Annotated in this window: 18 protein-coding genes and 3 tRNA genes; 9 read left to right on the top strand and 12 right to left on the bottom strand. The window is 68.7% G+C overall.

Translation table 11 applies throughout. The annotated features are described in order from the left end of the window. Nucleotides 1–175 precede the first annotated feature (175 nt). From BM127_RS21130 to BM127_RS21120, 3 genes are read left to right on the top strand one after another with little or no spacing between them, the layout of a single operon-like run. The gene (locus tag BM127_RS21130) at nucleotides 176–598 is read left to right on the top strand and encodes a hypothetical protein (protein ID WP_091202006.1); all 423 of its coding nucleotides are present in this window, start codon (nucleotides 176–178) and stop codon (nucleotides 596–598) included. Nucleotide 599: 1 nt separating this feature from the next. Next, nucleotides 600–1,544 (top strand): hypothetical protein, encoded by a 945-nt coding sequence (locus tag BM127_RS21125; protein ID WP_091202004.1) that lies wholly within the window; start codon nucleotides 600–602, stop codon nucleotides 1,542–1,544. Continuing rightward, nucleotides 1,541–2,872, top strand: coding sequence for a hypothetical protein (locus BM127_RS21120; protein WP_091202002.1), 1,332 nt, complete (start codon nucleotides 1,541–1,543; stop codon nucleotides 2,870–2,872). Before BM127_RS21125 ends, BM127_RS21120 begins: the two co-directional genes overlap by 4 nt. Nucleotides 2,873–2,898: 26 nt before the next feature. Here BM127_RS21120 and BM127_RS21115 read toward each other — a convergent pair whose 3' ends face one another. Beyond that, a complete protein-coding gene (locus BM127_RS21115; protein ID WP_091202000.1) occupies nucleotides 2,899–4,263 on the bottom strand; it encodes a vWA domain-containing protein in 1,365 nt (454 codons plus the stop codon). 5 nt (nucleotides 4,264–4,268) lie between these two features. After that, entirely contained in the window at nucleotides 4,269–5,141 is an 873-nt protein-coding gene (locus BM127_RS21110; RefSeq protein WP_091201998.1) for an AAA family ATPase, read from the bottom strand. Nucleotides 5,142–5,322: 181 nt separating this feature from the next. Here BM127_RS21110 and BM127_RS21105 point away from each other — a divergent pair, with 181 nt between their 5' ends. After that, the gene (locus tag BM127_RS21105; protein WP_091201996.1) at nucleotides 5,323–6,327 is read left to right on the top strand and encodes an acyltransferase family protein; all 1,005 of its coding nucleotides are present in this window, start codon (nucleotides 5,323–5,325) and stop codon (nucleotides 6,325–6,327) included. Between the two features lie 32 nt (nucleotides 6,328–6,359). On the opposite strand, the gene BM127_RS21100 is transcribed toward BM127_RS21105, so the two are convergent. Further along, nucleotides 6,360–6,447: transfer RNA gene (locus BM127_RS21100), tRNA-Ser, on the bottom strand. A gap of 103 nt (nucleotides 6,448–6,550) precedes the next feature. On the opposite strand from BM127_RS21100, the gene BM127_RS21095 reads away from it, so the two are divergent. The 3 genes from BM127_RS21095 to BM127_RS23085 all read left to right on the top strand — a co-directional run bounded on the left by BM127_RS21095 (nucleotide 6,551) and on the right by BM127_RS23085 (nucleotide 7,486). Beyond that, nucleotides 6,551–7,012 carry a hypothetical protein gene (locus BM127_RS21095; RefSeq protein ID WP_091201993.1) on the top strand — a complete coding sequence of 154 codons (462 nt, stop codon included), beginning with the start codon at nucleotides 6,551–6,553 and terminating at the stop codon, nucleotides 7,010–7,012. Nucleotides 7,013–7,109: 97 nt separating this feature from the next. After that, nucleotides 7,110–7,203, top strand: a tRNA-Ser gene (locus BM127_RS21090). 157 nt (nucleotides 7,204–7,360) lie between these two features. Continuing rightward, nucleotides 7,361–7,486 (top strand): hypothetical protein, encoded by a 126-nt coding sequence (locus BM127_RS23085; protein WP_269213642.1) that lies wholly within the window; start codon nucleotides 7,361–7,363, stop codon nucleotides 7,484–7,486. A gap of 165 nt (nucleotides 7,487–7,651) precedes the next feature. Here the strand turns inward: BM127_RS23085 and BM127_RS21085 are convergent, their stop codons facing one another. The 6 genes from BM127_RS21085 to BM127_RS21060 form a co-directional block, all read right to left on the bottom strand. Continuing rightward, nucleotides 7,652–8,659 carry a TrmB family transcriptional regulator gene (locus BM127_RS21085; RefSeq protein ID WP_091201991.1) on the bottom strand — a complete coding sequence of 336 codons (1,008 nt, stop codon included), beginning with the start codon at nucleotides 8,657–8,659 and terminating at the stop codon, nucleotides 7,652–7,654. Nucleotides 8,660–8,794: 135 nt separating this feature from the next. Beyond that, nucleotides 8,795–10,642, bottom strand: a complete 1,848-nt coding sequence (locus tag BM127_RS21080) for a phosphoenolpyruvate carboxykinase (GTP) (RefSeq protein ID WP_091201989.1) — start codon at nucleotides 10,640–10,642, stop codon at nucleotides 8,795–8,797. A 121-nt stretch (nucleotides 10,643–10,763) separates the two neighbouring features. Then, entirely contained in the window at nucleotides 10,764–10,979 is a 216-nt protein-coding gene (locus BM127_RS21075) for a hypothetical protein (RefSeq protein ID WP_198554431.1), read from the bottom strand. Between the two features lies 1 nt (nucleotide 10,980). Continuing rightward, nucleotides 10,981–12,387, bottom strand: coding sequence for a glycosyltransferase family 2 protein (locus BM127_RS21070; RefSeq protein ID WP_198554432.1), 1,407 nt, complete (start codon nucleotides 12,385–12,387; stop codon nucleotides 10,981–10,983). 76 nt (nucleotides 12,388–12,463) lie between these two features. Beyond that, nucleotides 12,464–14,713, bottom strand: coding sequence for a putative bifunctional diguanylate cyclase/phosphodiesterase (locus tag BM127_RS21065; RefSeq protein ID WP_139227834.1), 2,250 nt, complete (start codon nucleotides 14,711–14,713; stop codon nucleotides 12,464–12,466). A gap of 37 nt (nucleotides 14,714–14,750) precedes the next feature. Continuing rightward, entirely contained in the window at nucleotides 14,751–16,589 is a 1,839-nt protein-coding gene (locus BM127_RS21060) for a phosphoenolpyruvate carboxykinase (GTP) (RefSeq protein ID WP_091201984.1), read from the bottom strand. Nucleotides 16,590–16,765: 176 nt separating this feature from the next. Here BM127_RS21060 and BM127_RS21055 point away from each other — a divergent pair. Then, nucleotides 16,766–16,838, top strand: a tRNA-Arg gene (locus tag BM127_RS21055). Nucleotides 16,839–17,432: 594 nt separating this feature from the next. Here the strand turns inward: BM127_RS21055 and BM127_RS21050 are convergent. Further along, the gene (locus tag BM127_RS21050) at nucleotides 17,433–17,837 is read right to left on the bottom strand and encodes a very short patch repair endonuclease (RefSeq protein ID WP_231263437.1); all 405 of its coding nucleotides are present in this window, start codon (nucleotides 17,835–17,837) and stop codon (nucleotides 17,433–17,435) included. 448 nt (nucleotides 17,838–18,285) lie between these two features. Here BM127_RS21050 and BM127_RS21045 point away from each other — a divergent pair, with 448 nt between their 5' ends. Further along, nucleotides 18,286–19,419 carry a DNA cytosine methyltransferase gene (locus BM127_RS21045; protein ID WP_091201980.1) on the top strand — a complete coding sequence of 378 codons (1,134 nt, stop codon included), beginning with the start codon at nucleotides 18,286–18,288 and terminating at the stop codon, nucleotides 19,417–19,419. Between the two features lie 13 nt (nucleotides 19,420–19,432). Here the strand turns inward: BM127_RS21045 and BM127_RS21040 are convergent, their stop codons facing one another. Further along, the gene (locus BM127_RS21040; RefSeq protein ID WP_139227833.1) at nucleotides 19,433–20,371 is read right to left on the bottom strand and encodes a NaeI family type II restriction endonuclease; all 939 of its coding nucleotides are present in this window, start codon (nucleotides 20,369–20,371) and stop codon (nucleotides 19,433–19,435) included. 319 nt (nucleotides 20,372–20,690) lie between these two features. Further along, nucleotides 20,691–22,193 (bottom strand): RNA polymerase sigma factor, encoded by a 1,503-nt coding sequence (locus tag BM127_RS21035; protein WP_231263438.1) that lies wholly within the window; start codon nucleotides 22,191–22,193, stop codon nucleotides 20,691–20,693. Nucleotides 22,194–22,348: the final 155 nt, after the last annotated feature.

Raw genomic sequence — 22,348 nt, 5'->3', positions numbered from 1 at the left:
GGCGAGGCCTCGATCCTATCGGTCGTGGCGGGGCACCCGTGACGTCGTTCCAGCACCGACGGGCCTGCGCGCCGGGCCCACGTCGGCGCCTGCGCGAGGGAGAATGGAGGCCTCGGCAACGTTTGGGCGCGACCCTCCTCGGGTAAGGCGTTCTCGGACGAAAGGGTGTGATCCGATGTACGGCGACACTGCGGCCGGCCGCAAGCGCGTCGCCCAGCTCCGCGAGCAGGGCGGCGACATCCGGGCCCTCGCCTCCCGCCTCGTCTCACAGGCCGAGGCCGTGCCGTGGCACGGCAGGGCCGCCGACTCGATGCGCGAGCGCATCAAGGAGCGTGCCCACCACCTGCGCACCGCCGCGGCGCACCACGAGACGGCCGCCGACTCGCTGGCCCAGCACCTCGGTCACGTCGACAGCCTCAAGGAGGCCATCGACACACGGTCCCACAAGGCCACCACCCTCGTCGAGGACGCCCGCACCCGGGCGAGCGAGGCCGACCCGGAGACCGCCCCTGACGCGTCCGACGCGGCCCTCCTCGCCTTCGACCCACCGCTGGCCGGTCACCAGGACTGGCTGACCCTCGAGCTCCCGGGCCTCTGACATGGTGACGATCGACCTGACCACGCCCCCGGCGCCGCCGACGACCTTCCTCGACGGCATGGCCCGGCGACTCGCGCTGACCCTGCCCGAGCTCCGGGTCGTCGCCGACCTCGCGGGCGGCGCACCGCTGCCCTTCGACCTCGCCGACGACGGCTCGGTGCCGGGCCGGGGGTCCCTGTCGGGGCGCCTCGGCCAGAGCCGCGGTTCCGTCGAGGACTCCGCCTACACCGACGCGCTCGGCACCCTCCACGACCCGCACGACACCCTCCGCCGCCGCGGTCTGGTCGGCGACGACGGACCTGACGCGGGCCTCGTCGGCGCCGTGGGCCTGCTGGCCACCCCGCGTCTCGCGCTCGACATCGACGTGGCTGCCGGCGCCACGCAGGTGAAGGCGTGGCACCGCCAGGACGGCGGCGCGGTGGCCAGCCTGTCGACCTGCGACGGGATCGTCTTCGAGCTGGCGTGGTTCCCCGTCGAGCAGTGGACGACCGAGCTCGCGCGGGTGACGGCGGTCCCCGAGGACCTCCGCCTCGCTGCCTCCCACGTGCCCGCGCTGCTCGACGTCCCCTACGCCCTGGCCGACTCGGTCGGGGAGGCCCTGCGCTCGGGGCGCTCCGACCTCGTGCCCGTGCTGGTCGGGCAGGGCGAGGGCACGGTGCTGGGCGACGGCGCCGAGCTCGGCGACGCCGATGCGGCCGCGGCGCTGTCGGCCGTCCACTCCGAGAGCCGCGGCCGGCTGCGGATCCTCGCCGCCGAGGTGTCCGAGCGGGCCACCGCATCGGTGGGCGTGGTCTCCTGGGTGCTGCTCAAGGACGGCTGGCACTCCCTCACCCCGCACCACGACGACGGGGCCCGCGTCGCGATCGCCCGCGTCGACCCCGACGACCTCGCCACCGAGCTCGCGCCGGTCCTGGCCCAGGTCGGCCTCCGGGAGGGCACGACATGAGCGAGCTCGACATCCCCCGCACCCAGGGCGCCGACTCCTCGCCCGAGGAGTCGTCCGCGTCCGTCGCTGCCGACAAGTACGACCAGATGCTGGCGCTCGCCGACCTGTTCGACTCCTCCGGCAACGAGATGCGCACCCGCGCCCGCCTCGGCGCGGAGATCCTCGGGGACGACGACGTCGTCGACTCCGGGCTGCTGTCGCCGGCCACCTGGGGCCAGGCCGAGGAGGACATCCGGGCCGCGACCACGGGCAAGCAGGGGCTGCTGACCCGCTCGGTCGAGCTCGACGCCGACGCTCTCGTCGTACGCGCCACCGTGCTCACCTACCGCTGGATCGACGAGCTGCAGCAGGCGGCCTACAAGACGCTCGGCTCCATCGCGGGTCGCGCCATCGGCTACCTCGCTCCCGAGGTCGCGCTCGGCGGGGCCATCGTGAGCGCCGGGCTGATCGAGACCGACGCGCTGGACCGTGATGGCGTCACCGCCTATCTCAGCGACCTGGCCGAGAACAACCCCGACCTGATGGACCACCTCTCCGGTGGCGGCGGGCTGCTCGACGGCCTGCACATGCGTTCCCTCCTGACCGCAGGAGTCCTGGCCTCCGACCAGGGCGCCCACGCCGCGCGTGGTGGTCTCCGGGCCATCGGCATCGCGCCGTTCCCGACGGACGCGGTGTCCGCCTTCCGCGACTCCGCCGGCTCGTTCGTCGAGGCCGAGGCGCCGGAGGCTGAGTCCGCGACCAGCACGGCCCAGCAGCCACGCTCCCTCGAGGAGCTGATGGCCAACCTCGTCGCCGAGGACCGCCGGATCAGCGTGCAGCGGGTCGGCACCGGCCGCTACATCGCCTACCTCCCCGGCACCCTCGGCCCGGACTCCGGGCGGCTCCGCCTCGTCGGCGCCGACCCCACGACGTACGCCAGCCAGGTCGTCCGCGCCATCGAGAAGGTGGTGACCGAGGACGATGCGCGGGTCATGCTCGTCGGCTCCGCGGCCGGCGGCGCGGTGGCGGCGGAGATCGCCGCCACGGCCTCCTCGCCACGCTTCGTCGTCGACCAGGTGGTCACGGCCGGCGCCCCGTCGGCGCAGGTGCCGCGGATCCCGGAGGCCACCCGGATGCTGTCCCTGGAGGACCGCAGCGACCCCGTCGCCCTGCTCGGCTCACTGATCAACGCCACGGTCGCCAACCGACTGACCGTGGTCTTCGACAGCACCACCGCCGACGGCAGCCACACCTACGTCGCGGGTGCCAGGGCCGCCGACAGCGCCGAGCACCCGGAGCTGCGGGCGGAGATCAGCCGGATGCAGGACCTCGGCTACCTCGCGGGCTAGGGGAGCTCGGAGCGAGCGCCAGACCATCAGACGATCCCGTGCACGAACTCGCCCAGCTGGGCGAGGTTGCGGCACTCCGTCATCGGCACGATCTCTCCGTAGCGGTCCGCCGCGCTGTCGCCCGTGCCCCAGTGGCGCGGATGCTCGGGGTTGAGCCACCACGCGTGCCGGGACCGGCCGGCGAGGTCCGACAGGACCGGCAGGGCCAGGTCGCTGTAGTTGGAGCGCCCGTCGCCCAGGATCAGCAGCGACGACCTCGGTCCGATCGCGTCGCCGTGCTCGTCGGCGAAACGGGTCAGCGCACGGCCGTAGTTGGTCCGCCCCCACAGTGCGGCGTGCGAGATGCTCGCCGAGAGCGACTCCATCACCTCCACGACGTCGGCGCCCGGACGGAACGCCTCGCTCACCTCCACCACGTCGTCGACGAACGTGAAGGCGCGTACGCCGTTGAAGGCCTCGCGCAGAGCGAAGACCAGCAGCAGGGTGAAGTGCGCGAAGTTGGCCACGGACCCGCTCACGTCGCACAGCACGACCAGCTCGGTCCGGTGCGGTCGCTTCGGGCGGTGGTGGGTCGTCAGTGGCACCCCGCCCGTGGCGATCGACGCGCGCACCGTCCGGCGTACGTCGAGCGGGCCCCGCCGCTGTGCGTGCTGCTCCTTGGTGAGCCGGGCGGCGAGACGCCGGGCGAGCGGGTAGATCTCGCGCCGCATCTCCTCCAGGTCGCTGCGCCGGGCCGCGGTGAAGTCGAGCCGGTCGATGGTGGGCCGCACCGTCACGTCGACCACGTGCTCGGGGCCCTTCTCCTCGGCGATCCGGCGGCGCGCGTCGCCCTCCACGAGGCGGGTGAAGGCGCCGATCCGCCGGCCCGCCACCCGCTCGGCCTGCTCCGCATCGAGGCCCTGGCCCAGCAGCCCCCGGACGAGGCGGTCCATCAGCTCCGACGGGGACACTCGTTGGAGGGAGGTGTAGGCCGACCAGCTCGACAGGCCCGGCCCGCGACCGGGCATCGCGCCGAACCGGGCGACGGCCTCGACCGCGAGGTCCTGCAGGGTCCGACCGTCGTCAGAGGCCAGCGCCTCCGCCAGCGCCTCGCGGAAGTCTTCGAGAGCCGGCCCGGTGTCCTGTGGCCCGGCGACCCGTTCGAGCCCGTCGCCGGCGACACCGCTGCCGATCAGGCGCGGGTAGTAGATGTCGAAGACCGCGTCGAAGGTCACCCGCTGCGGCTGGCGCTTGACCAGCGTGGCGGCGTACGCGGCCCGCACGGTCTCGCGGTCGTGCCAGCGCACCTTCTCCAGCGCGGCGATCGCGTCGAGGCCCTCCGCGAGCGACACCGACAGCCCCGCGGAGCGCAGCGCCTCCACGAAGCCGATGTGGGTGTCGAGAAGGCTCATCGGGGTCAGGCCGTCGCCAGCTTGAGCTCCTTGACCGCGCGGCGCTGGTCGGAGGCGTGCTTGAGCACCACCCCCAGGGTGCGCGCGACGGTCGCCTCGTCGAGGTCGGCGATCTGCAGCGCGATGAGGGTGCGCGCCCAGTCGACGGACTCCGCGATGGAGGGCGCCTTCTTGAGCTCGAGGTCGCGCAGGCGCACGACGACGTCGACGAGCTGGGCGGCCACCTTCTCGTCCAGCTCGGGCACCTGGCTGGTGACGATGGCACGCTCGCGCTCGGCGTCCGGGTAGTCGAGGTGCAGGAACAGGCAGCGGCGCTTCACCGCCTCCGACAGCTCGCGGCTGGCGTTGGAGGTCAGCACCACGAACGGCCGACGCGTGGCGGTGACCGTCCCGAGCTCGGGGATGGTGACCTGGAAGTCGCTCAGCACCTCGAGCAGCAGGCCCTCGACCTCGACGTCGGTCTTGTCGACCTCGTCGATGAGCAGGACCGTCGGCTCGTCGCGGCGGATGGCGCTCAGCAGCGGCCGGGTGAGCAGGAACTCCTCGGTGAAGATGTCGTCGTGGGTCTCGCTCCACGAGTCCTCGCCGCCGCTCGACTGGATCCGCAGCAGCTGCTTCTTGTAGTTCCACTCGTAGAGCGCCCGAGCCTCGTCGAGGCCCTCGTAGCACTGCAGCCGCACCAGCTCGGCGCCCGTCGCCCGCGCCACCGCCTTGGCCAGCTCGGTCTTGCCGACCCCGGCCGGCCCCTCGACCAGGAGCGGCTTCTCCAGGGCTCCCGAGAGGTACGCCGTCAGCGCGGTGGCGTCGTCGGTGAGGTAGCCCGCCTCGCGCAGTCGTCGGGCGGCGTCGGCGGGCGAGGCGAACCAGGTCGTCGTCACCCTGCCGAGCCTATCCGGGGGTTTCGGCGCCAGATGACGGTGCTGAGCGTCTTCGCCATTCGCGACGTTTGGCCGGCCGTGACGTGTGAGGATGGCGGCTCGTCGTCGCCGGGTCGGGGGTCCTCATCGTGCTTCACTCTGCGTTGGCCCCTGTTGAGGCACTCTCCCTGCCCTGCTTGTCGTGACCCACGACGGACGTCGCCTGGCGGCACTCGACGGACTGCGCGGCGTGGCTGTGCTGATGGTCGTCGCCGACCACGCCGGATTCGCGGGGCGAGGCAGCGGAGCCATGGGTGCGTCCGGGGTCGCCGTCTTCTTCGTCCTGTCGGGCTACCTCATCACGCGACTCGTCCTGGCCGACCGGGCGCGAGGTGCCTGGTCCATGCGTGGATTCCTGCTGGCTCGAGCCGTACGCCTGATGCCCGCGCTCCTCGTCATGGAAGTCCTCGTGGTCGCCCTGTGGGTCGCGGTGGGAGGGCCGACGGACGGCCTCGCCGGGGAGGTCGCTGCCTCGCTGACCTACACCAAGAACATCTTCTTCATGCACTTCGAGAGCGGCCTCTTCCAGCACACGTGGTCGCTGGCCGTCGAGGAGCAGTTCTACCTGCTCTGGCCGCTGGCCCTGCCGTTCGTCGTCAAGCTGCGGCGCCCCGTGTTCTGGCTCGTCGTCGCCATCGCGGCATCCATGGTGACGCGGGTCATCGTCTTCGTCGTGGCAGGGGCCTACGCCACCTACCCCACGTTGCCGACCAACGCGTTCGCGTTGCTGCTCGGCTCCTGCCTGGCGATCAGGCCCGTCCGAGTCCCCCCAGGTGCCTACCAGCGGATGGTCCCGGTCGTCGGCGTCGCGGCGATGGTGCTGCTCGCTGTGGCGGCGGGATCCACGTACTTCGTCCTCGTGCCGATCCCCGTGTCGCTGGTCGCCGCAGCCGTCGTGGCCTGTGCCGTGCCCGGTGTGCCGCTGCTCGAGGGGGCGTCGCTCCGTTTCGTGGGCCGGATCTCCTACGCGCTGTACCTGTGGCACTGGCCGGTGCTGATCCTCGCGGGCCAGAAGTACTCAGGGTGGTCCAGCCTGCCCGCGCTGCTGGTCGCGTTCGGCCTCGCGACGTACTTCACGCTCAGGGTCGAGGAGCCGTTGCGCCTGCGATGGCGGGCACGACAGTCGCCCGTCGTGGCTCACGCCTGACACGCCTTCCCCACCCCGGTCGGGAGGGCCGCTGGCAGAGAGGGCGGGATTCGAACCCGCGGTAGGTCTCCCTACGACCGCTTTCAAGGCGGTTCCGATCGGCCGCTCCGGCACCTCTCCTCGTACGGCACCGGGGTGCCGCACACCGCGGAACTCTACCGAAGGCAGGAGTGGTCCGACCCGAGCGGGAGCCTGCATGTGCCGACGTGGTGAAATCTCCGGTGTGACGACCGAGACCGCCACCGTCTACCGCCTCGCCCCCGCCGTCGCGGCGCGCGTGGTCGGCGTGCTGCTGTGCGCGGTCGCCGTGCTGATCCTGCTCAGCACCCTCGCGATCGCGGTCCTCGACCTGCACACGGCGTTCCTGCTGGTGCCCGTCGGCCTCGTGCTCGTGCTGCTAGGGGCGACCTGGTGGGGGTGGCGGCAGAAGGGGTGGGTCGCCCGGCTGACCCCGGAGGGCTACCGGATCCAGTGGGTTCGCGGCGTCGGCGCGGCCTCCGGCCGGTGGAAGGACGTCGAGGACGCGGTGACCACGACCGTCGCCGGCGCCCCCGTGGTGGTGCTGCGCCTGCGCGACGGACGGACCAGCACGATCCCGGTCGAGATGCTGGCCGTGGACCGCGAGGCCTTCGTCCGCGACCTCCAGCAGCACCTCCGGCGCGGACAGGGCCTCAGGAAGTTCTGACGGCGGTCCGGCCCGCCACCTGGCCCGAGCCGGACCTGATTCGGCGCCGGAGCGTCGCGCCTTGTAACCTTCTGTGCGCCCGGGTCGCCCCGGGCATGGAGGCGTCGCCTAGTCCGGTCTATGGCGCCCGCCTGCTAAGCGGGTTTGGGGCTAAAACCCCATCGAGGGTTCAAATCCCTCCGCCTCCGCCAGTGCGCGGCCCCCTTCCTCGCGAGGGGGGCCGTCGCATGGTTTGCAGGAACCTGCAATGCACAGACCTGCAGCGGGATGCCGCAGACGCCACCCCGGGCCGTGGGTGAGAATGAACAGGTCATCCCCTGTGACATCGTGACCGTAGAGGTGAAAGCAATGACCCCAGTACGCCGCATCGCCGCAGCAGCCCTCGTGGCAGCGCTCGGATTCGGATTCGTCGGCATGGGCGCAGCCCCGGCCAACGCCATCGACACGAGCTGGGGCGCCAAGATCAAGCGCTGAGTTTCAGCCGTGCCATGATTGGCACGCAGTGAAGAGCTGGGACACGGACCCCTCAACCCCCCACGAGTTCTGGTCCGGACGGCCTCCCCCACAGGCCACGTCCCAGCACGAGGGCAGCAGCTCACAGAGCTGCTGCCCTCGACTGATTTGCAGACCGTTCCCGGCTCAGGAGGTCGGCTCGTCCGTCTCGCGTCCGTCGATGCCGCGCTTGCCCATCTCGTACCCGAGCTGGAAGCGGGTCTCGACCTCGAACTCGTTCTTGAGGTCCGCGACGTAGCCGGCGTACGTCCGGGGGCTGACGCCGAGGCGCTTGGCGCCGGCCGGGTCGGCCCGCCCCTCCAGCAGCATCCGGATGGTCATCGCGCGCTGCTCAGCGGCGATGTCGCGCATCACGGACGTCTCGCTGCTGGTGAACGGTCGGGCCCGCTCCCAGTGGCGCTCGAACATGTCGACGAGGTAGCCCACCATCGACCGGTCGCTGATCACCATCGCGGCCGTCAGGCCCTGGTGGCTGGGGATGATCGCGATCCGGCGGTCGACCACGATGAGCCGGTTGAAGAACTCGTCGAGGGTGCGGACCTCGGCGCCGGCCGCGGTGACCGCGGCGACGTACTTGCGGGTGTCGGCGCCGCGGCGTGCGGCGTGCTGGTAGAGGGTGCGCATCTTGACGCCGCGCTTGAGGGCGGCGATGTCACGCGCGCCGACGTCGCCGCCGAGCTGCTTGACGCCGCGGCGGTCCTGGGGCTGCGCGGTGAGCAGCTCGTCCTCGGCGTCGCTGACCAGCGAGGCGAGGAAGTTGCCGATGGTGGTCAGCCCCCGGATCTCGGCGAAGGGGCCGCCCACGGCGCTGGGCGAACGACGCCACGCGTGGGAGAGCGTGCTGAAGGCCTGGGCCCAGTGGGCGGACTCGGCGATCAGCTCGGCGCCCTGCTGGCCCAGCGGTGCCACCACCTGGGCCTGCACGGCCGCCGGGTCGACGGCTCGCCACTGCGTGCCGTCCTCGCTCTTCGTCACCAGACCGACCTCGACCAGCAGCTCGAAGGCGCTGTGGAGCTCGCCGCGCGCGGCGACACGCTTGTCGGTGGCGCTGATCCCGCCTGTGGTCACGATCTCTTCGTAGAGCGGGGTGGCCTGCTCCTCGAAGAGGTCGCGCTCGCGCTGCCCCAAGGGCATGGCACACCTCCCTGTCACCCCCGACACCCAGTGTGAGGATGGTGCCACAAGGGTCCTCGTGCCACGGCCGGGAAACGCACGGACCCGCCTCCCGGAGGGCCGGTGAGGCGGGTCAGTGACGGGTGGATCGGTGGGTCAGGACTCCAGTCGGGCCTTGAGCGTGTCGAACTCGCTCCACAGCACGGCCGGGAGGTCGTCGCCGAACGTCTCGAACCACTCCTGGATCTGCGGGAGCTCGGCACGCCACTCCTCGACGTCGACCGCGAGGGCCTGCGCGAGCTCATCGTCGGTGAGGTCGAGGCCGTCGATGTCGAGCGAGCCCGGGTCCGGGACGTGGCCGATCGGGGTCTCGACCGCGGCGGCCTGGCCGTCGATGCGCTCGATGACCCACTTGAGGACGCGGCTGTTCTCGCCGAAGCCGGGCCACAGGAAGTCACCGTCGTCGCCGCGGCGGAACCAGTTGACGTAGAACATCTTCGGCAGCTTGGCGACGTCGTTGTCCTTGCCGATGCCGACCCAGTGGCTGAAGTAGTCACCGGCGTTGTAGCCGATGAAGGGCAGCATCGCCATCGGGTCGCGGCGCACGACGCCGACCGCGCCGACCGCGGCCGCGGTCGTCTCGGAGGACAGCGTGGCGCCCATGAACGTGCCGTGGTTCCAGTCGCGGGCCTCGGTCACCAGCGGGATCGTCGTCTTGCGGCGACCACCGAAGAGGATCGCGTCGATCGGCACGCCGCGCGGGTCGTCGTACTCGGCAGCGAGGATCGAGCACTGCTTGATCGGGGTGCAGTAGCGGCTGTTGGCGTGGGCGGACAGCTCGGTGGACTCGGGCGTCCAGGGCTCGCCCTTCCAGCTGGTGGCCTGGGCCGGGGTGTTCTCCAGGCCCTCCCACCACACGTTGCCGTCGGGGGTGAGCGCGACGTTGGTGAAGACCGAGTTGCCCTTGCGGATGGTCTCCATCGCGTGCGGGTTGGTGTGCTCGTTGGTGCCGGGCGCGACGCCGAAGAAGCCGAACTCGGGGTTGACCGCCCACAGGCGGCCGTCCTCGCCGATGCGCATCCAGGCGATGTCGTCGCCGATCGCCTCGACCGTCCAGCCGGGGATGGTCGGCTTGAGCATCGCGAGGTTGGTCTTGCCGCAGGCACTCGGGAACGCCGCGGCGACGTACTTGGTGACGCCCTGCGGGGAGGTGAGCTTGAGGATGAGCATGTGCTCGGCCAGCCAGCCCTCGTCGCGCGCCATCACCGACGCGATGCGCAGGGCGTAGCACTTCTTGCCGAGCAGGGCGTTGCCGCCGTAGCCCGAGCCGAAGCTCCAGATCATCCGCTCCTCGGGGAACTGGACGATGTACTTGGTGTCGTTGCACGGCCACGCGACGTCGTCCTGGCCGGGCTCGAGCGGCATCCCGACCGAGTGCAGCGCGGGGACCCACTGCGGCGCCTGGCCGGCGTCCTCGAGCTCCTCGATGCGGCGCAGGACCTCGGTGCCCATGCGTGCCATGACCCGCATGGAGACGGTGACGTAGGCGGAGTCGGTGATCTCGACGCCGAACATCGGCCGCTCGGCGTCGACGTGGCCCATCACGAACGGGATGACGTACATCGTGCGGCCCTTCATGCAGCCGGCGTAGAGCCCGCGCATCAGGTCCTTCATCGACTCCGGGTCCATCCAGTTGTTCGTCGGACCTGCGTCCCGCTCGTTGACCGAGCAGATGTAGGTGCGGTCCTCGACGCGCGCCACGTCCGTCGGGTCAGAGGCCGCGTGGAACGAGTTGGGCATCACGTCGGGGTTGAGGCGGGTGAAGGTGCCCGTCGCCTCGAGGGACCGGGTGAGCTGGTGCCACTCCTCGTCGGAGCCGGTGCACCAGTGGATGCGGTCCGGCTGGGTGAGCTCGGCGATCTCGGCGACCCAGGCGGCGATGCCCTGGTGCGTGGTCGGAGCGGTCTGCTCGGTGGTCGTCTCGGTGTGGGTCAGTGCGGTCATCCCGGGTTCCTTCAGCGTTCGTCGCGATTCGCGCGGCCTCGTTGACGGCGACTTGTTTCGGACGCTAGTGCTTGTGAAAGCGGGCACATATTGGATCGGTCTAAGGGTTGTGACCTGGATCTCAGACCGGCGCGTCGGGATCGATGCTCCGCGTCTCGGAGCGTCGGTTGCGGGTGCTGAGCCAGTCGCGCACGTAGAGCTTGGGCAGGATCTTGGCCACCGCCAGGGTGACGTAGACAATCGTGTTGATCGCGACGAAGGCCGCCAGCACGGCGACCACGTCGTTGCGCAGGAGGCTGTCGGGGAGCAGCACCCCCATGGGGAGCAGGGTCGGCACGTCAGTCCTCCGTCCGGACGCCGGAGTCGGGTTGGACGATGTGCTTCCACGTCGCCTGCCGCGCCAGGGACAGGTCCACGATGCCCTTGAGGAAGACCACGTTGAGGAACATCGCGTAGAAGAGCTCGGGGAACAGCGACAGGCCCAGCAGCCGCGCCTTCCAGCCGCCCCGCCACACCGTCACGACCCGTTCGAGGGTGAAGACCAGGCCGATCCCGACCCAGAACGGGAACCACACCCACGCCGAGGTCGCCAGCAGCATCAAGATGATCAGCGCGAGGTAGGAGGCGAGGGCGATGACGCCGTAGCCGATCCCCAGCTGCTGCATCCAGTAGCGGAAGGTCTGCGGTCGCATGCCGTACGCACCGAGGTTCTCCAGCGCCCCCCGCTGCCAGCGCAGCCGTTGCGCCCACAGGCCGCTCCAGGACGGCATCACCTCGGTGACCACGGTGCACTCGCTCGGCGAGATCATCAGGGCACCCAGCGTCTTGAGCGCGATGGTCAGCTCGTTGTCCTCGGTCAGGGCGACCGTGTCGTAGACGTCGCCCGGGACACCCGGCAGGATCTTCCCCCGCTCCTCCGCCACCGCACGCAGGGCCCGCGGCCTGAACACCGAAGCCGTACCGGTGAGCACGAAGACCCGACCGCGCCGGCGCCGCAGGTCGCGCTGGTAGCGCGTGTACTCGTTGCGCTGGAACTGGCCGATCAGCCCGAAGCCGTCCTCGCCGTAGAAGAGACCGCCCACGGCCATCAGCGCGCGGTCATCGGTGAGCCGCCGGGCCGCGCCCTCGAGGAATCCGGGGTCCAGGGTGGTGTCGGCGTCCATGATCATCACGCAGTCGTTGTCACCCTGCCCGGGCAGGACCCGGGCCAGTGACTGGTTGAGACCGCCGGCCTTCTTGTGCGTGTTGCCCACGGTCTCGAAGACCTCCACCCCGGCCTCCTCGGCCAGGCGGACCGTCGCGTCCGTGCAGTTGTCGGCGACGACCACCACCCGCGCGGGAGGCAGGGACTGGGAGAGCAGGGACGCGAGGGTCTCGGAGATGCAGCCCTCCTCGTTGTGGGCGGGGATGAGGACCGTGATCGTGACCGGACCGGCGTACTCCCCCCGCGTCTGCGCCATCACCAGCTTCGGGGCGAGCGGCATGCGGTCGCTGTCCTCGCTGCGGCGCGCCCGGTCGAGCAGGCGTCGCTCGAGACCGGCGACACCGGCCGCCAGCAGCAGGGCCACACCCACGGCTGCCAGCAGCACGCGCGGGGCCGGCATCTCGGTGTCGTAGAAGACCCGCCAGATGCCGAAGAGGACCCCCTCACTGGGGCGCTGTCCCGCCTCTGGGTCGCCCTGGGCGATCGCCACCCACAGGGCAGCGGCCCCCAGGCCGGCCGTGCCGATGATCGCCAGACCCACCGATCGTTGTAGCCACCGCATCTGGTCCCGAGTCTCCGTTCCGATGGTGCGGGGCGAGCCCGCAGGTTGTCGTGCGTCAGCCCCGCGCCACCGCGGTGGCCGAGGGCATGAACCGCTCGACGAACTCGTCGTAGGGGACCGGCTTGCCGATCAGGTAGCCCTGCGCGAAGTCGACCCCCTCCTCGCGGCACACGTCGAGGATCTCCTGGGAGGAGACGAACTCGGCCACCGTCCGCTTGCCCAGGTCGCGGGCGATGCCGACGATCGAGCGCATGATCGTGCGATCGACCTGTGACTCGTGGACGTGGGCGACGAACTCGCCGTCGATCTTCACGTAGTCGAAGAACAGGTGCTTGAGGTAGTAGAACGAGCCGAAGCCGGCACCGAAGTCGTCGAGCGCGAAGGCACACCCCAGGTCGGTCATACGCTCCGCGAAGTCCCGCGCCAGGGCGACGTCGCCCACGGCCGCGGTCTCGGTGATCTCCAGGATGAGGGCCGACGGGTCGACCCCGTGCGTCGCGAGCGAGCTCACGATCACGCTCTCGATCTCGGTGGAACCGATCGAGTGGCCCGACAGGTTGACCTCGAACTCGAACTCCGGGTCGTGCTCGCGACGCAGGCGTGCCAGGAGCTCGAGGCTCTTGTCCACGACCCACGCGTCCACCCGGGGCATCAGCCCCACGCGCTCGGCGATGTAGATGAAGCGGGCCGGCGGCACCAGCTCGTCCTGGTCCCTCAGCCGCAGCAGCACCTCGGCGGAGCTGATCCGGCCGTCCGCGATGTTCATGATCGGCTGGAGGTGCAGCTCGAACCGGTCGTTCTCCAGGGCCGCCTCGATCCTGCTCTGCCAGTGCAGGCGGGCCGACGTACGGGGCCCCCGCACGTCGCCCTCCGTCAGTACGGCGACCTGGTTGCGGCCTGCCTCCTTGGCGTCGTACATGGTCATGTCGGCGAGCGCGAGTGCATCCGCCGCGTGCTCCGAGGCCGCTCGGAAGGTGACGGCCCCGACGCTCGCGGTGACGCGGCGCGCGACACCGTCGAGCGTGGCGGCGTGGGTGCGGACGCGCTCGACCACGAGCTCGGCCACCCGTGCGGCGTCTGCCTGGTCGGCGTCGGTGAGCAGGATCGCGAACTCATCACCGCCGAGTCGCCCCACCACGTCGGTGCTCCGGATCGAGCGGCGCAACAGGCCCGCGATGACGACGAGGAGCTGGTCGCCGGCGTTGTGGCCGAGGCTGTCGTTGACCTGCTTGAAGTTGTCGAGATCGAGCAGGAGGAGTGCGCCGGAGGGGCCGTGCCGCCGACAGTGGTCGAGGTGGCGCTCGAGCTCGGTCTCGAAGCGGCGACGGTTGGCCAGGCCGGTGAGCACGTCGTGGTCCGCGAGGTGCGAGAGCCGGTCGAGGTAGCGACGGCGGTCGGAGATGTCGACGACGTTGACCATCACGATGTCGCCCATCTCGCTGTCACTCACCACGGTGCTGCTGAGGGACACGTTGACGTCGTTGCCCCCGGAGTCGCGCAGCCGGCACTCGGTGGAGTGGCTCTCCCCGCGGCGGAACATCAGGCGGCCGAGGTGGTCCTGGATCCGGTCCTCCCCCGGCGTCTCGAACGCACCCAGCCGGTGACCCACCATGTCCACCGGCTCGAGGCCGACCATGACGGACATCGAGACGTTGACCCGGATGATCGTGCCCACGGGGTCGAGCAGGGCAACCCCGTGCGGGGCGTCGTCGAAGAGCCGCTCGACCCGATCGTTGGCGATGCGGACGCGCCGGCTCTGTCGCACGAGGTCGCGGACGATGCGCTGGAGGACCGGCGCGATGACCAGCGCGACGGCGCACCACACGACCGCCCTCCGCCAGTCACCCCAGGAGTAGCCAGGGGGGCCCACCAGCACGATGGGGACGGCGAAGGTGAGCACGGCCAGGGCGCTCGCCACCCAGAGCTGATGAGGCGTCCCGGTGATCGCCAGCCAGAGGATCGGGAGCAGCAGGAGGGCGGTCATCCCCGACGACGACCCGCCGGCGCCGGCCCCGGCAGCGTCGTGGAGCAGTGCGGCGTAGGGGAACAGGAGGTAGGCGGCGAGCGGGTCGAGCCAGGAACGCCGGCCACGGAGGCGGCTCGCGAAGAAGACGAGCGCGGACAGCCCCAGGACCAGCACCGCCAGCCCGATCACCCACCACGGACCGTCGTAGGGCGGCAGGAGGACCGTGATCAGTCCGATCACCGCCACCACCGCGAAGGGCAGGGCGAGCGTGGGCGTGCCTCGCCTCAGATCGATGGAGGAGGACGGAACCGTGGCAGTCCCCGAGACGCGACGCCGCACCGGCTCAGCGTAGGCCAGTGCGGCGTCGCCGGGGCCGTTACTGCTCGTTTGCCAGGTCGGCGGCCACGCGGCGGTGGGCCTCCCAGATCGCCTCGGGCATCCGGTCGAACTGCTGGAGGTGCTCCTCGCGGAACCCCATCTCCTGCTGCCAGCGCGCCTTGTCGATGGTGAGGATCCGCTCGAGGTCCTCGGCCGGGATGTCCATGCCCTCGAGGTTGAGCTCCTCCTCGGTCGGGATGATGCCGACCGCCGTACGCCGTCCCTCGACCTCGCCGTTCTTGAGCTGGAGCAGCCACAGCAGCGGGCGCAGGTTGTCGCGGTAGCCCGGCCACAGGAAGTGGCCGTCCTCGGCGTCGCGCTGGAACCAGTTGACGTGGGCAAAGATGGGCTGGTCCTTCGCCGCTCCCACGATGTCGAGGTAGTGCTGGGCGTAGTCGCCCTCGCCGTAGGCCATGAAGGGCCGGTTGGACATCGGGTCGTAGCGCAGCACGCCCTCCTTGCCCTCCGCCGCCGAGGTCGCCTCCGCGCCGAGCGTCAAGCCGTCGTACACACCCTCGGCGAGGTCGGTGATCGCGCGGATCAGCGGCTCGCGGTCGCGGGTGCGGCCGCCGAAGATGATCGCGTCGATCGGCACGCCCAGCGGCGCGTCGTAGTCGACGGCGATGTTGGGGACGTTGGCCAGGGTGGTGGTGAACCGGCTGTTGGGGTGGGCCCACGGAGCCGAGTCGTCCTCCTTGCGGTCGGCGATGGGCGAGCCCATCCAGTCGAGCCAGCCGTGCCGGTCGGCCGGCTTCTCCTTGGTGCGGCCCTCCCACCACACCTCACCGGTCGTCGGGTTGTAGGCGACGTTGGTGAAGATGCAGTCGGTGCGCTCGCCGACCGAGGCGAGGGCGTTGGGGTTGGTGGTCTCGTTGGTGTCCTTCGCGACCCCGAAGACGCCGTACTCCGGGTTCATCCCGTAGAGCTGGCCGGTCTCCTCCTCGACCCACAGCCAGGCGATGTCGTCGCCGTAGAACGACACGTGGTAGCGGTCGCCGAGGGCCTCGGGGGCGGCCATCATCGCCAGGTTGGTCTTGCCGGAGGCACTCGGGAAGCCGCCACAGATGTGGTAGTCCTTCCCGGTCTCCTTGTCGTGGATGCCGATGAGCATGTACTGCTCGGCGAGGAACTTCTTGCTCGCCCAGCCGTCGTACGCCCCCTGCCGCAGGCCGTGCGCGATCTTGCCGAGCAGCGCGTTGCCGCCGTAGGACGACCCGAAGTGCAGGATCGTGCGCTCGTCGGCCACGGTCACGAAGTAGCGCTTGTCACCGTCGGTGCCCTGGCCGAGGTTCTCCAGGTCGCCGCTGACGTGGACCGCCCGGACGAAGTGGTCCGGGTCCTCCAGGTCGTTGACGAACTGCACGCCCACCCGGGACATCCGGATCATGTGGAGCACGACGGTGCGGGTGTCGGTGATCTCGACACCGGCCGCCCACGGCTCGAGGGCGTTGCCGGCGGGCGCCATCAGGTAGGGGACGACGTACATCGTCTTGCCAGCGCTGGCGCCGCGCATCAGGTCGTGGAGCTTGGGCTTCATCTCCGAGGCCGGACGCCAGTTGTTGTAGACGCCGCGGTCCTTCTCGTCGCTCGTCGCGACGATGGTGCGCTCCTCGGAGCGGGCGGTGTCCTTGAAGTAGGAGCGCGAGTAGTAGCGCCCCTCGCCGACCTTCTCCAGCTCGCCGGCCTCGACGGCCTCCTCGAGCAGACGGGCGTCGTCGGAGGCGTTGACCACCTCGATGCGCTCGGCGCCGGTGAGCTCGGCGTACTCCTTCACGAACTCGCGGACGCGGGGGTTCGTGAGCCCCGCTTCGTCCATGACTGCCTCGAGATCTGCCATCGCGCTGCCTCTCATCCTGCGGCGGCCGTGACCGCCGCGTGTGCGGGTGCTAGGCACCATAGGGGATCGTCCACACTGTGGGACCAGCCCTCCGGGGTGATGCTGATTTCGCCCGCTCGACGGGGGTCGGCTATCCTCATCCAGTCCTCGCGGCGTGCAAGCACTGCGAGTGACGAGCGCCTGTAGCTCAACGGATAGAGCATCTGACTACGGATCAGAAGGTTTGGGGTTCGAATCCCTACAGGCGCGCAGATGGACCCCGGCTGACCTGCAGGTTTGCCGGGGTCCTCGTCATTTCCGGGCCGAGGATTAGATCGACTTGTCATTTACTCGTCATTTTGGCCCAACGCCTGTGGGTCAGTTGGGGATGCCTCGGACTGGCGCCGGGCGTGTGGGAAGTTGCCAACCAGCGGCCGCTGCGTCCAACTAGGTCCAGGACGGGCAGCCCGTCGACCGTGCGGCCGCCGCCGACATTGTTCGCGGCCTCGAGGGCCGGCACATGGCGACAGCTCGACTCTGGAAAGTGGCCCTAAGTGACAAACAGACGGTCCGTGAACGGCGCCTTGAAATGACGCTTGGCCCGCCCCGAGGGGCGGACCGATCTACGAACCTTCGTGGCATGCGTGCCGCTCGATCTCAATGCGGAAAGCGGCGTTGTGAGTTGGTGCTGGTTGAGTTCTTCATGCGTCGTGAGTGGTCGGGTTCGGAGCCGTTCTGTGTCCTCGTGCGTGATCAAGGATTTGGTAACGGCAGCTTGAGTCCGCCCGGCCGGGCCTACGATCCGCGGTGGGTCAATCGACTGTGATTGCCCACGGACCCCACGACGGTTGGCAGTCATCCGCCTCAAACACAGGCGAAGATCCGGGCTACGACATCGTCGGCAGGCTCGTGTTCCCACGCTCGAATGACGGTCCAACCGGCATCGCGGAGCAATCGATCCGTCTCGCGGTCGCGCTCCCGGTTCCGGTTCACCTTCTGCGCCCAGAAGTCGGCATTCGACTTCGCGACCGTGTGGTGGGTGGGGCACCCGTGCCAGAAGCACCCGTCCACGAACACTGCGACCTTCGCGCGTGTGAATACCAGGTCAGCCCTGCGATTGAGCTCTTTGATCGGTCGGTAGTCGACGCGGAAACGTAGTCCGGCTGCATGCGCAGCGCGCCTCACGGCCATCTCCGGCTTGGTGTCTCGTCCACGGTTCGCCTGCATGCCGCGCCGGACCCCCGGAGAGGACGCCCATGATTCGGTCACACTCACAGTGTGGCTGGGTAGGCCACCAGATCTTCCGAGTCGCGAGGTCGGCGCTGCGCTTCGCGCCCCGCTTAAGATCTCGAGCGTCGACGTCGCCTCGGCTTTCCCAGGCAGTCTGAGCGACTGCATGCGAAGGCCCGGCAAGCCGAGGTGGTGGGACGCAATCGACATCCCCAGAACCCCCGCCGAGCCAGCGGAGCGTGTAAGGCCCGCGCGCCATGGTGACGACCGCGAAAGGCGCCATGCGCCCTCGTCGGAGTGCAGCCATCTTGGCTCCCTGGACGAGCGGCATTCTTGGCGCAATCCGTGCGAAGCGACCACTAGAGAGTCCGATCTCAACGCTGGGCGTCTGCGCGGCAGCGTGCGAGATGGTGTCTCACCCGTCACTCTGGTCTCACGGCGGCGAGGCTGAAGGAACTGTCGGAGCCGCGACATACGATCTGATGCCATGAGTCAGCCCACTGTGATCGACCTCTTCGCCGGCTGTGGCGGGATGACGGTCGGATTCGCCGCCGAAGGCTTCGAACCGGTACTGGCCGTCGAGTGGGACCGTTTCGCCGCCGCGACTTACGCGGCCAACTGGGGCGAGCACCATGTGATCCCCGGCGACATCGCGGAGGTCAAGGAGAGCCAGATCCCGGCGTCCGACCTCGTGATCGGGGGGCCGCCCTGCCAGGGCTTTTCCAACCTCGGGCTCAAGGCACTCGATGACCCCAGGAACCAGTTGTGGCGCGAGTACATGAGGTTCATTCGAACGGCGAGGCCGAAGGTCTTTGTTATCGAGAACGTCGATCGCTTCTCCAAGTCACCCGAGTTCCAGATGCTGGTGGGTGAAGTCGAGCACGGGCTCCTCAAGGACTACAACATCTCGTACGGCGTGCTGAACGCAGCGGACTACGGGGTCTCCCAGCGAAGGCGTCGAACCATCGTCATCGGGTCCCGGGTGGGACGGATCGACTTGCCCGAGCCGACACATGCCCGAGACGGAGCAAGGGGGCTCCCGACATGGCGAACAGTTCGTGACGCCATCGATGGTCTGCCGGTTCGACCCGATTCAACAGAACTCCCCGCCTCCGTTACTGAGTTCTTCGGTGAAGCCATGCCAGGCGTCTTCAAAAGTCTGGATATTCACTTCCGTCGCAACCCCAACCAGCTTTCACTCGAGCGGTACTCGTTCGTACCGCCCGGGGGCGGACGCTTCGATGTGCCGACCGAGCTGCTGCCACGATGCTGGCGTGAGAAGCCGACTGGGACAACCGACGTGATGGGCCGCATGCGGTGGGACTTCCCGTCGCACACGATCCGGACGGAGTTCTTCAAGCCGGAGAAGGGTTCCTACCTGCACCCGCAGTGGGTGCCCGGTCGTCAACGCCGAGGCGATGACCGGAGGTTCATGAAAGGTGACCCGAAACTGTCCGTCGACAGGGTCGTCACGCACTACGAGGCCTCCTTGATCCAGGACTTCCCCTCTGACTACCTGTGGGTCGGGTCAAAGATCGCGATCGCGAAGCAAATCGGCAACGCCGTTCCGTCCGGTTTGGCGCGTGCGATCGCACGCCACATCAAGCCGTACGTCGCATGACCTCGGGGGTCGGTCAGCCGCCGGTGCGCTCCATCATCGACTTCGCGGCTTCGTAGTCCTCACCGAGTGTCTCGCGATGTATGGCCACCCACGCATCGCCTGACAGATCGAAGCCGTACTTGGACGCGAGTTCGCGTTGAGGCGTCCATGTGCCCATCAGGACGACCAGCTCATGGTTGAAGAAGATGTCCGGCTTCGCCTGCCGGGCACGTCGGAGCGGATCCTTGGCCATGGCAGCAACAGTCTCGATCGCCACCCGGGGGATGACGACCTCAGGTAGAAAGCCAAACAGGGATGTCACTCTGCGCTTGATGCCGACCCGGGCGGCGAATACGACTTCGAGCTGCTGTGGAGTCAACTCTTTCAAGGGATTGCGCGGGAGAGGGGTCCACTCGAGAACTGGAATGCCGAACTCATCCCGGGCATCGGCACGGATGGTCCGCTTCGAGTCCTGGTTCTTGCCTTCGTTGAGCCACCGCCGGTGGGTGCGCATGAGCAACACCCGGTAGCGATCGCTCTTCGAATCGACCTGGGTGAGGAGGCAGATCTCGCACTGACCTTCGCGGGGGATAGTCCAGTTGCCGCCAATCGTTGCCTTGAGCTCGACTGGAATGCCCATGATCGTCGTGTCCAGCGGACGCTCCTTCGGAAGGCCGAACGCTTCGAGGATCCGATACTGCAGCTTGACCCCCACAGTCCTCCGCTCGTCGGAGTCCACCTCCGTTGAGTCGAGATCGAACCTGTACGTCTTGGCCCCGTCCAGGACGTACTCGATCGCATCGACGACGGCGCCGGTCATGAGCTGCTTCAACGGGGTGCCGCGAAGCCAGGCGAGCACTTGTTGAACCTCGACGTCATCGTCGGGATGAACGATCTGGTGTACGAGACCAGCACGATCCGAGATGCACTCGTCGCCAGGCTGGGCGAGTGGGGGTTGCGGATCACGGGGCACGGCCGAAACCCTATCGAGCGACCAGTTTCGATGGGTTAAATCCCCGGAAGGGGTCTTTGGATGCGCTGCACCGATGTTCCACGGCCAAGGCGAAAGAGCTTGGCGGCGGCGGAGACTGGATGCTTGAACAGGTCCGAAGGCATCGGCACGCTTCGAGCCCGGTCAGACACGACGCGGGGCGGTTAAGCAAGAAGCGAGCAGTTCATTCCATGAAGAACGGGGAATCACCCGCTGTACGAGATCCAGTTCAGTTATGGGGTATGAATGCTGGTCCGAGATGAGACCTTCGTGGATCGAACCACTGGACCGCTTCAGCCAACTAGTTCCCGTCGGGTCGACTGCCTTGACCGACTGCTTCGACATCCTGATCGTCTTGTTCGTCGCCATCCATTTCAGTTTCCTTCTTCTTCGGGCGTTGACCGCCGGCGTAGAAGTATCCTTCAAGGACCTGACTGCGCGACCGATGACGGAGTTTCGACAACGTCTTCGACTCGATCTGGCGGATGCGCTCGCGGGTGACGCCATAGACCTTGCCGATCTCGTCGAGGGTCTTTGGTTCCCCGTAGGTGAGACCGAAGCGCAACGAGATCACGCCGGCTTCCCGCTCGGAGAGGGTGTCCAGAACAGCGTGGAGCTGTTCTTGAAGCAACGCGAACTCGACCTGCTCGTGCGGCCCAGGCTCCCGACGATCCTCGTCGAGCAAATCACCCAGGGTCGTCTCACCGTCACCGATCGGCTGATCGAGAGACGCGAGGTGGATAGGGCCGAGCCGAAGGCATTCCATGACCTGCTCCTCGGCCAGTTCAGCGGCGAGCGCGAGTTGGTACAGGTTCGGAGGCTTTCCATAGACCGTCATCCGTTGCCGGATGCGCCAGACCTTTGCGATGCGCTCGACCATGTGCACTGGGATGCGGATGGTGCGGGCCTGGTCGGCCATCCCGCGGGTGATCGACTGGCGGATCCACCAGGTCGCATAGGTCGAGAACTTGTAGCCCTTGGTGTAGTCGAACTTCTCGACCGCGCGGATCAGACCGAGGTTGCCCTCCTGGATCAGATCCAGGAAGAGCATGCCGCGCCCGGTGTAGTGCTTGGCGAGGGAGACCACGAGGCGCAGATTGGCTTCTAACAGATGGTTCTTGGCGCGGCGCCCGTCGCAAGAGATCCATTCCAGCTCCTCGAACAGCTGCGCCGAGACCCTGGCGCCCCGGGCGAGCTTCTCGGCGAAGAGGCCTGCCTCGATCCGTTTGGCAAGCTCGACCTCCATCTCGGCGTTGAGTAGCGGGACCTTCCCGATCTGCTTCAGGTAGTCCTTTACCGCGTCGGCGGTCGCACCAGCGACGATGACCCGTTGGGCTGGCTCATCGGTGCTGTCGGAATAGGAGACGACGAAGCTCCCTGACCCAGCCCCCTGCTCGTCCTCCTTGCTGGGTGCGTCGGCGACGACGTCCTTCTCGAATTGCTCATCGGGAATGTCGGGAAGGATCTTCTTTCCATCAAGCCCGATCAGGACATCGAACTCCTGTGTGAGTCTTCCGGGACCTGAGTCGGCCTGGTTGATCTCGAAGCCCACCCCTAAGTCGAGATCGGGCTCCTCGAGGACCGTCTGGACGGACTCCTCCAGCCCGCCGCCATCCGACATAACCGACTCTTCCTCAAAGTCGCAGGCTGCGGCTAGCTGGACCACGGAAGGATGGACCTTCAGCGGGGTCGGTTCAGGTCCCGAGGGCGCGACATCCTCGTCGATGACAATATTCGCCCGAGCCAGAAGGCGCTCGATCTCGGGTCGGATATCACTCGCGGGCACTTGCAGCGTGGCGAGCACGCGCTCCAATCGCGTGCGGCGTATGACCTCACTCCGTATGAAAGGCTTCAGGCGCGCTAGGACGCGGCCGAGGTACTCAAGATCCACCCCCAGGCTCTCCTTTCACACCCGCGATTGCCGGTGTCTCTCAATCTAGGGACGGGGACCGACAGTTT

It is taken from the genome of Nocardioides alpinus (assembly GCF_900112035.1).
GTDB classification, from domain to species: Bacteria; Actinomycetota; Actinomycetes; order Propionibacteriales; family Nocardioidaceae; genus Nocardioides; species Nocardioides alpinus.
This window is presented reverse-complemented; position numbering and strand designations above follow the sequence as displayed.

What these genes read in the sequence shown, in the direction of transcription:
- BM127_RS21130 (WP_091202006.1), top strand. Translation starts at nt 176, where the DNA reads ATGTACGGCGACACTGCGGCCGGCCGCAAGCGCGTCGCCCAGCTCCGC.
- BM127_RS21125 (WP_091202004.1), top strand. Translation starts at nt 600, where the DNA reads ATGGTGACGATCGACCTGACCACGCCCCCGGCGCCGCCGACGACCTTC.
- BM127_RS21120 (WP_091202002.1), top strand. Translation starts at nt 1,541, where the DNA reads ATGAGCGAGCTCGACATCCCCCGCACCCAGGGCGCCGACTCCTCGCCC.
- BM127_RS21115 (WP_091202000.1), bottom strand. Translation starts at nt 4,263, where the DNA reads ATGAGCCTTCTCGACACCCACATCGGCTTCGTGGAGGCGCTGCGCTCC.
- BM127_RS23085 (WP_269213642.1), top strand. Translation starts at nt 7,361, where the DNA reads ATGACCCCAGTACGCCGCATCGCCGCAGCAGCCCTCGTGGCAGCGCTC.
- BM127_RS21085 (WP_091201991.1), bottom strand. Translation starts at nt 8,659, where the DNA reads ATGCCCTTGGGGCAGCGCGAGCGCGACCTCTTCGAGGAGCAGGCCACC.
- BM127_RS21080 (WP_091201989.1), bottom strand. Translation starts at nt 10,642, where the DNA reads ATGACCGCACTGACCCACACCGAGACGACCACCGAGCAGACCGCTCCG.
- BM127_RS21060 (WP_091201984.1), bottom strand. Translation starts at nt 16,589, where the DNA reads ATGGCAGATCTCGAGGCAGTCATGGACGAAGCGGGGCTCACGAACCCC.
- BM127_RS21045 (WP_091201980.1), top strand. Translation starts at nt 18,286, where the DNA reads ATGAGTCAGCCCACTGTGATCGACCTCTTCGCCGGCTGTGGCGGGATG.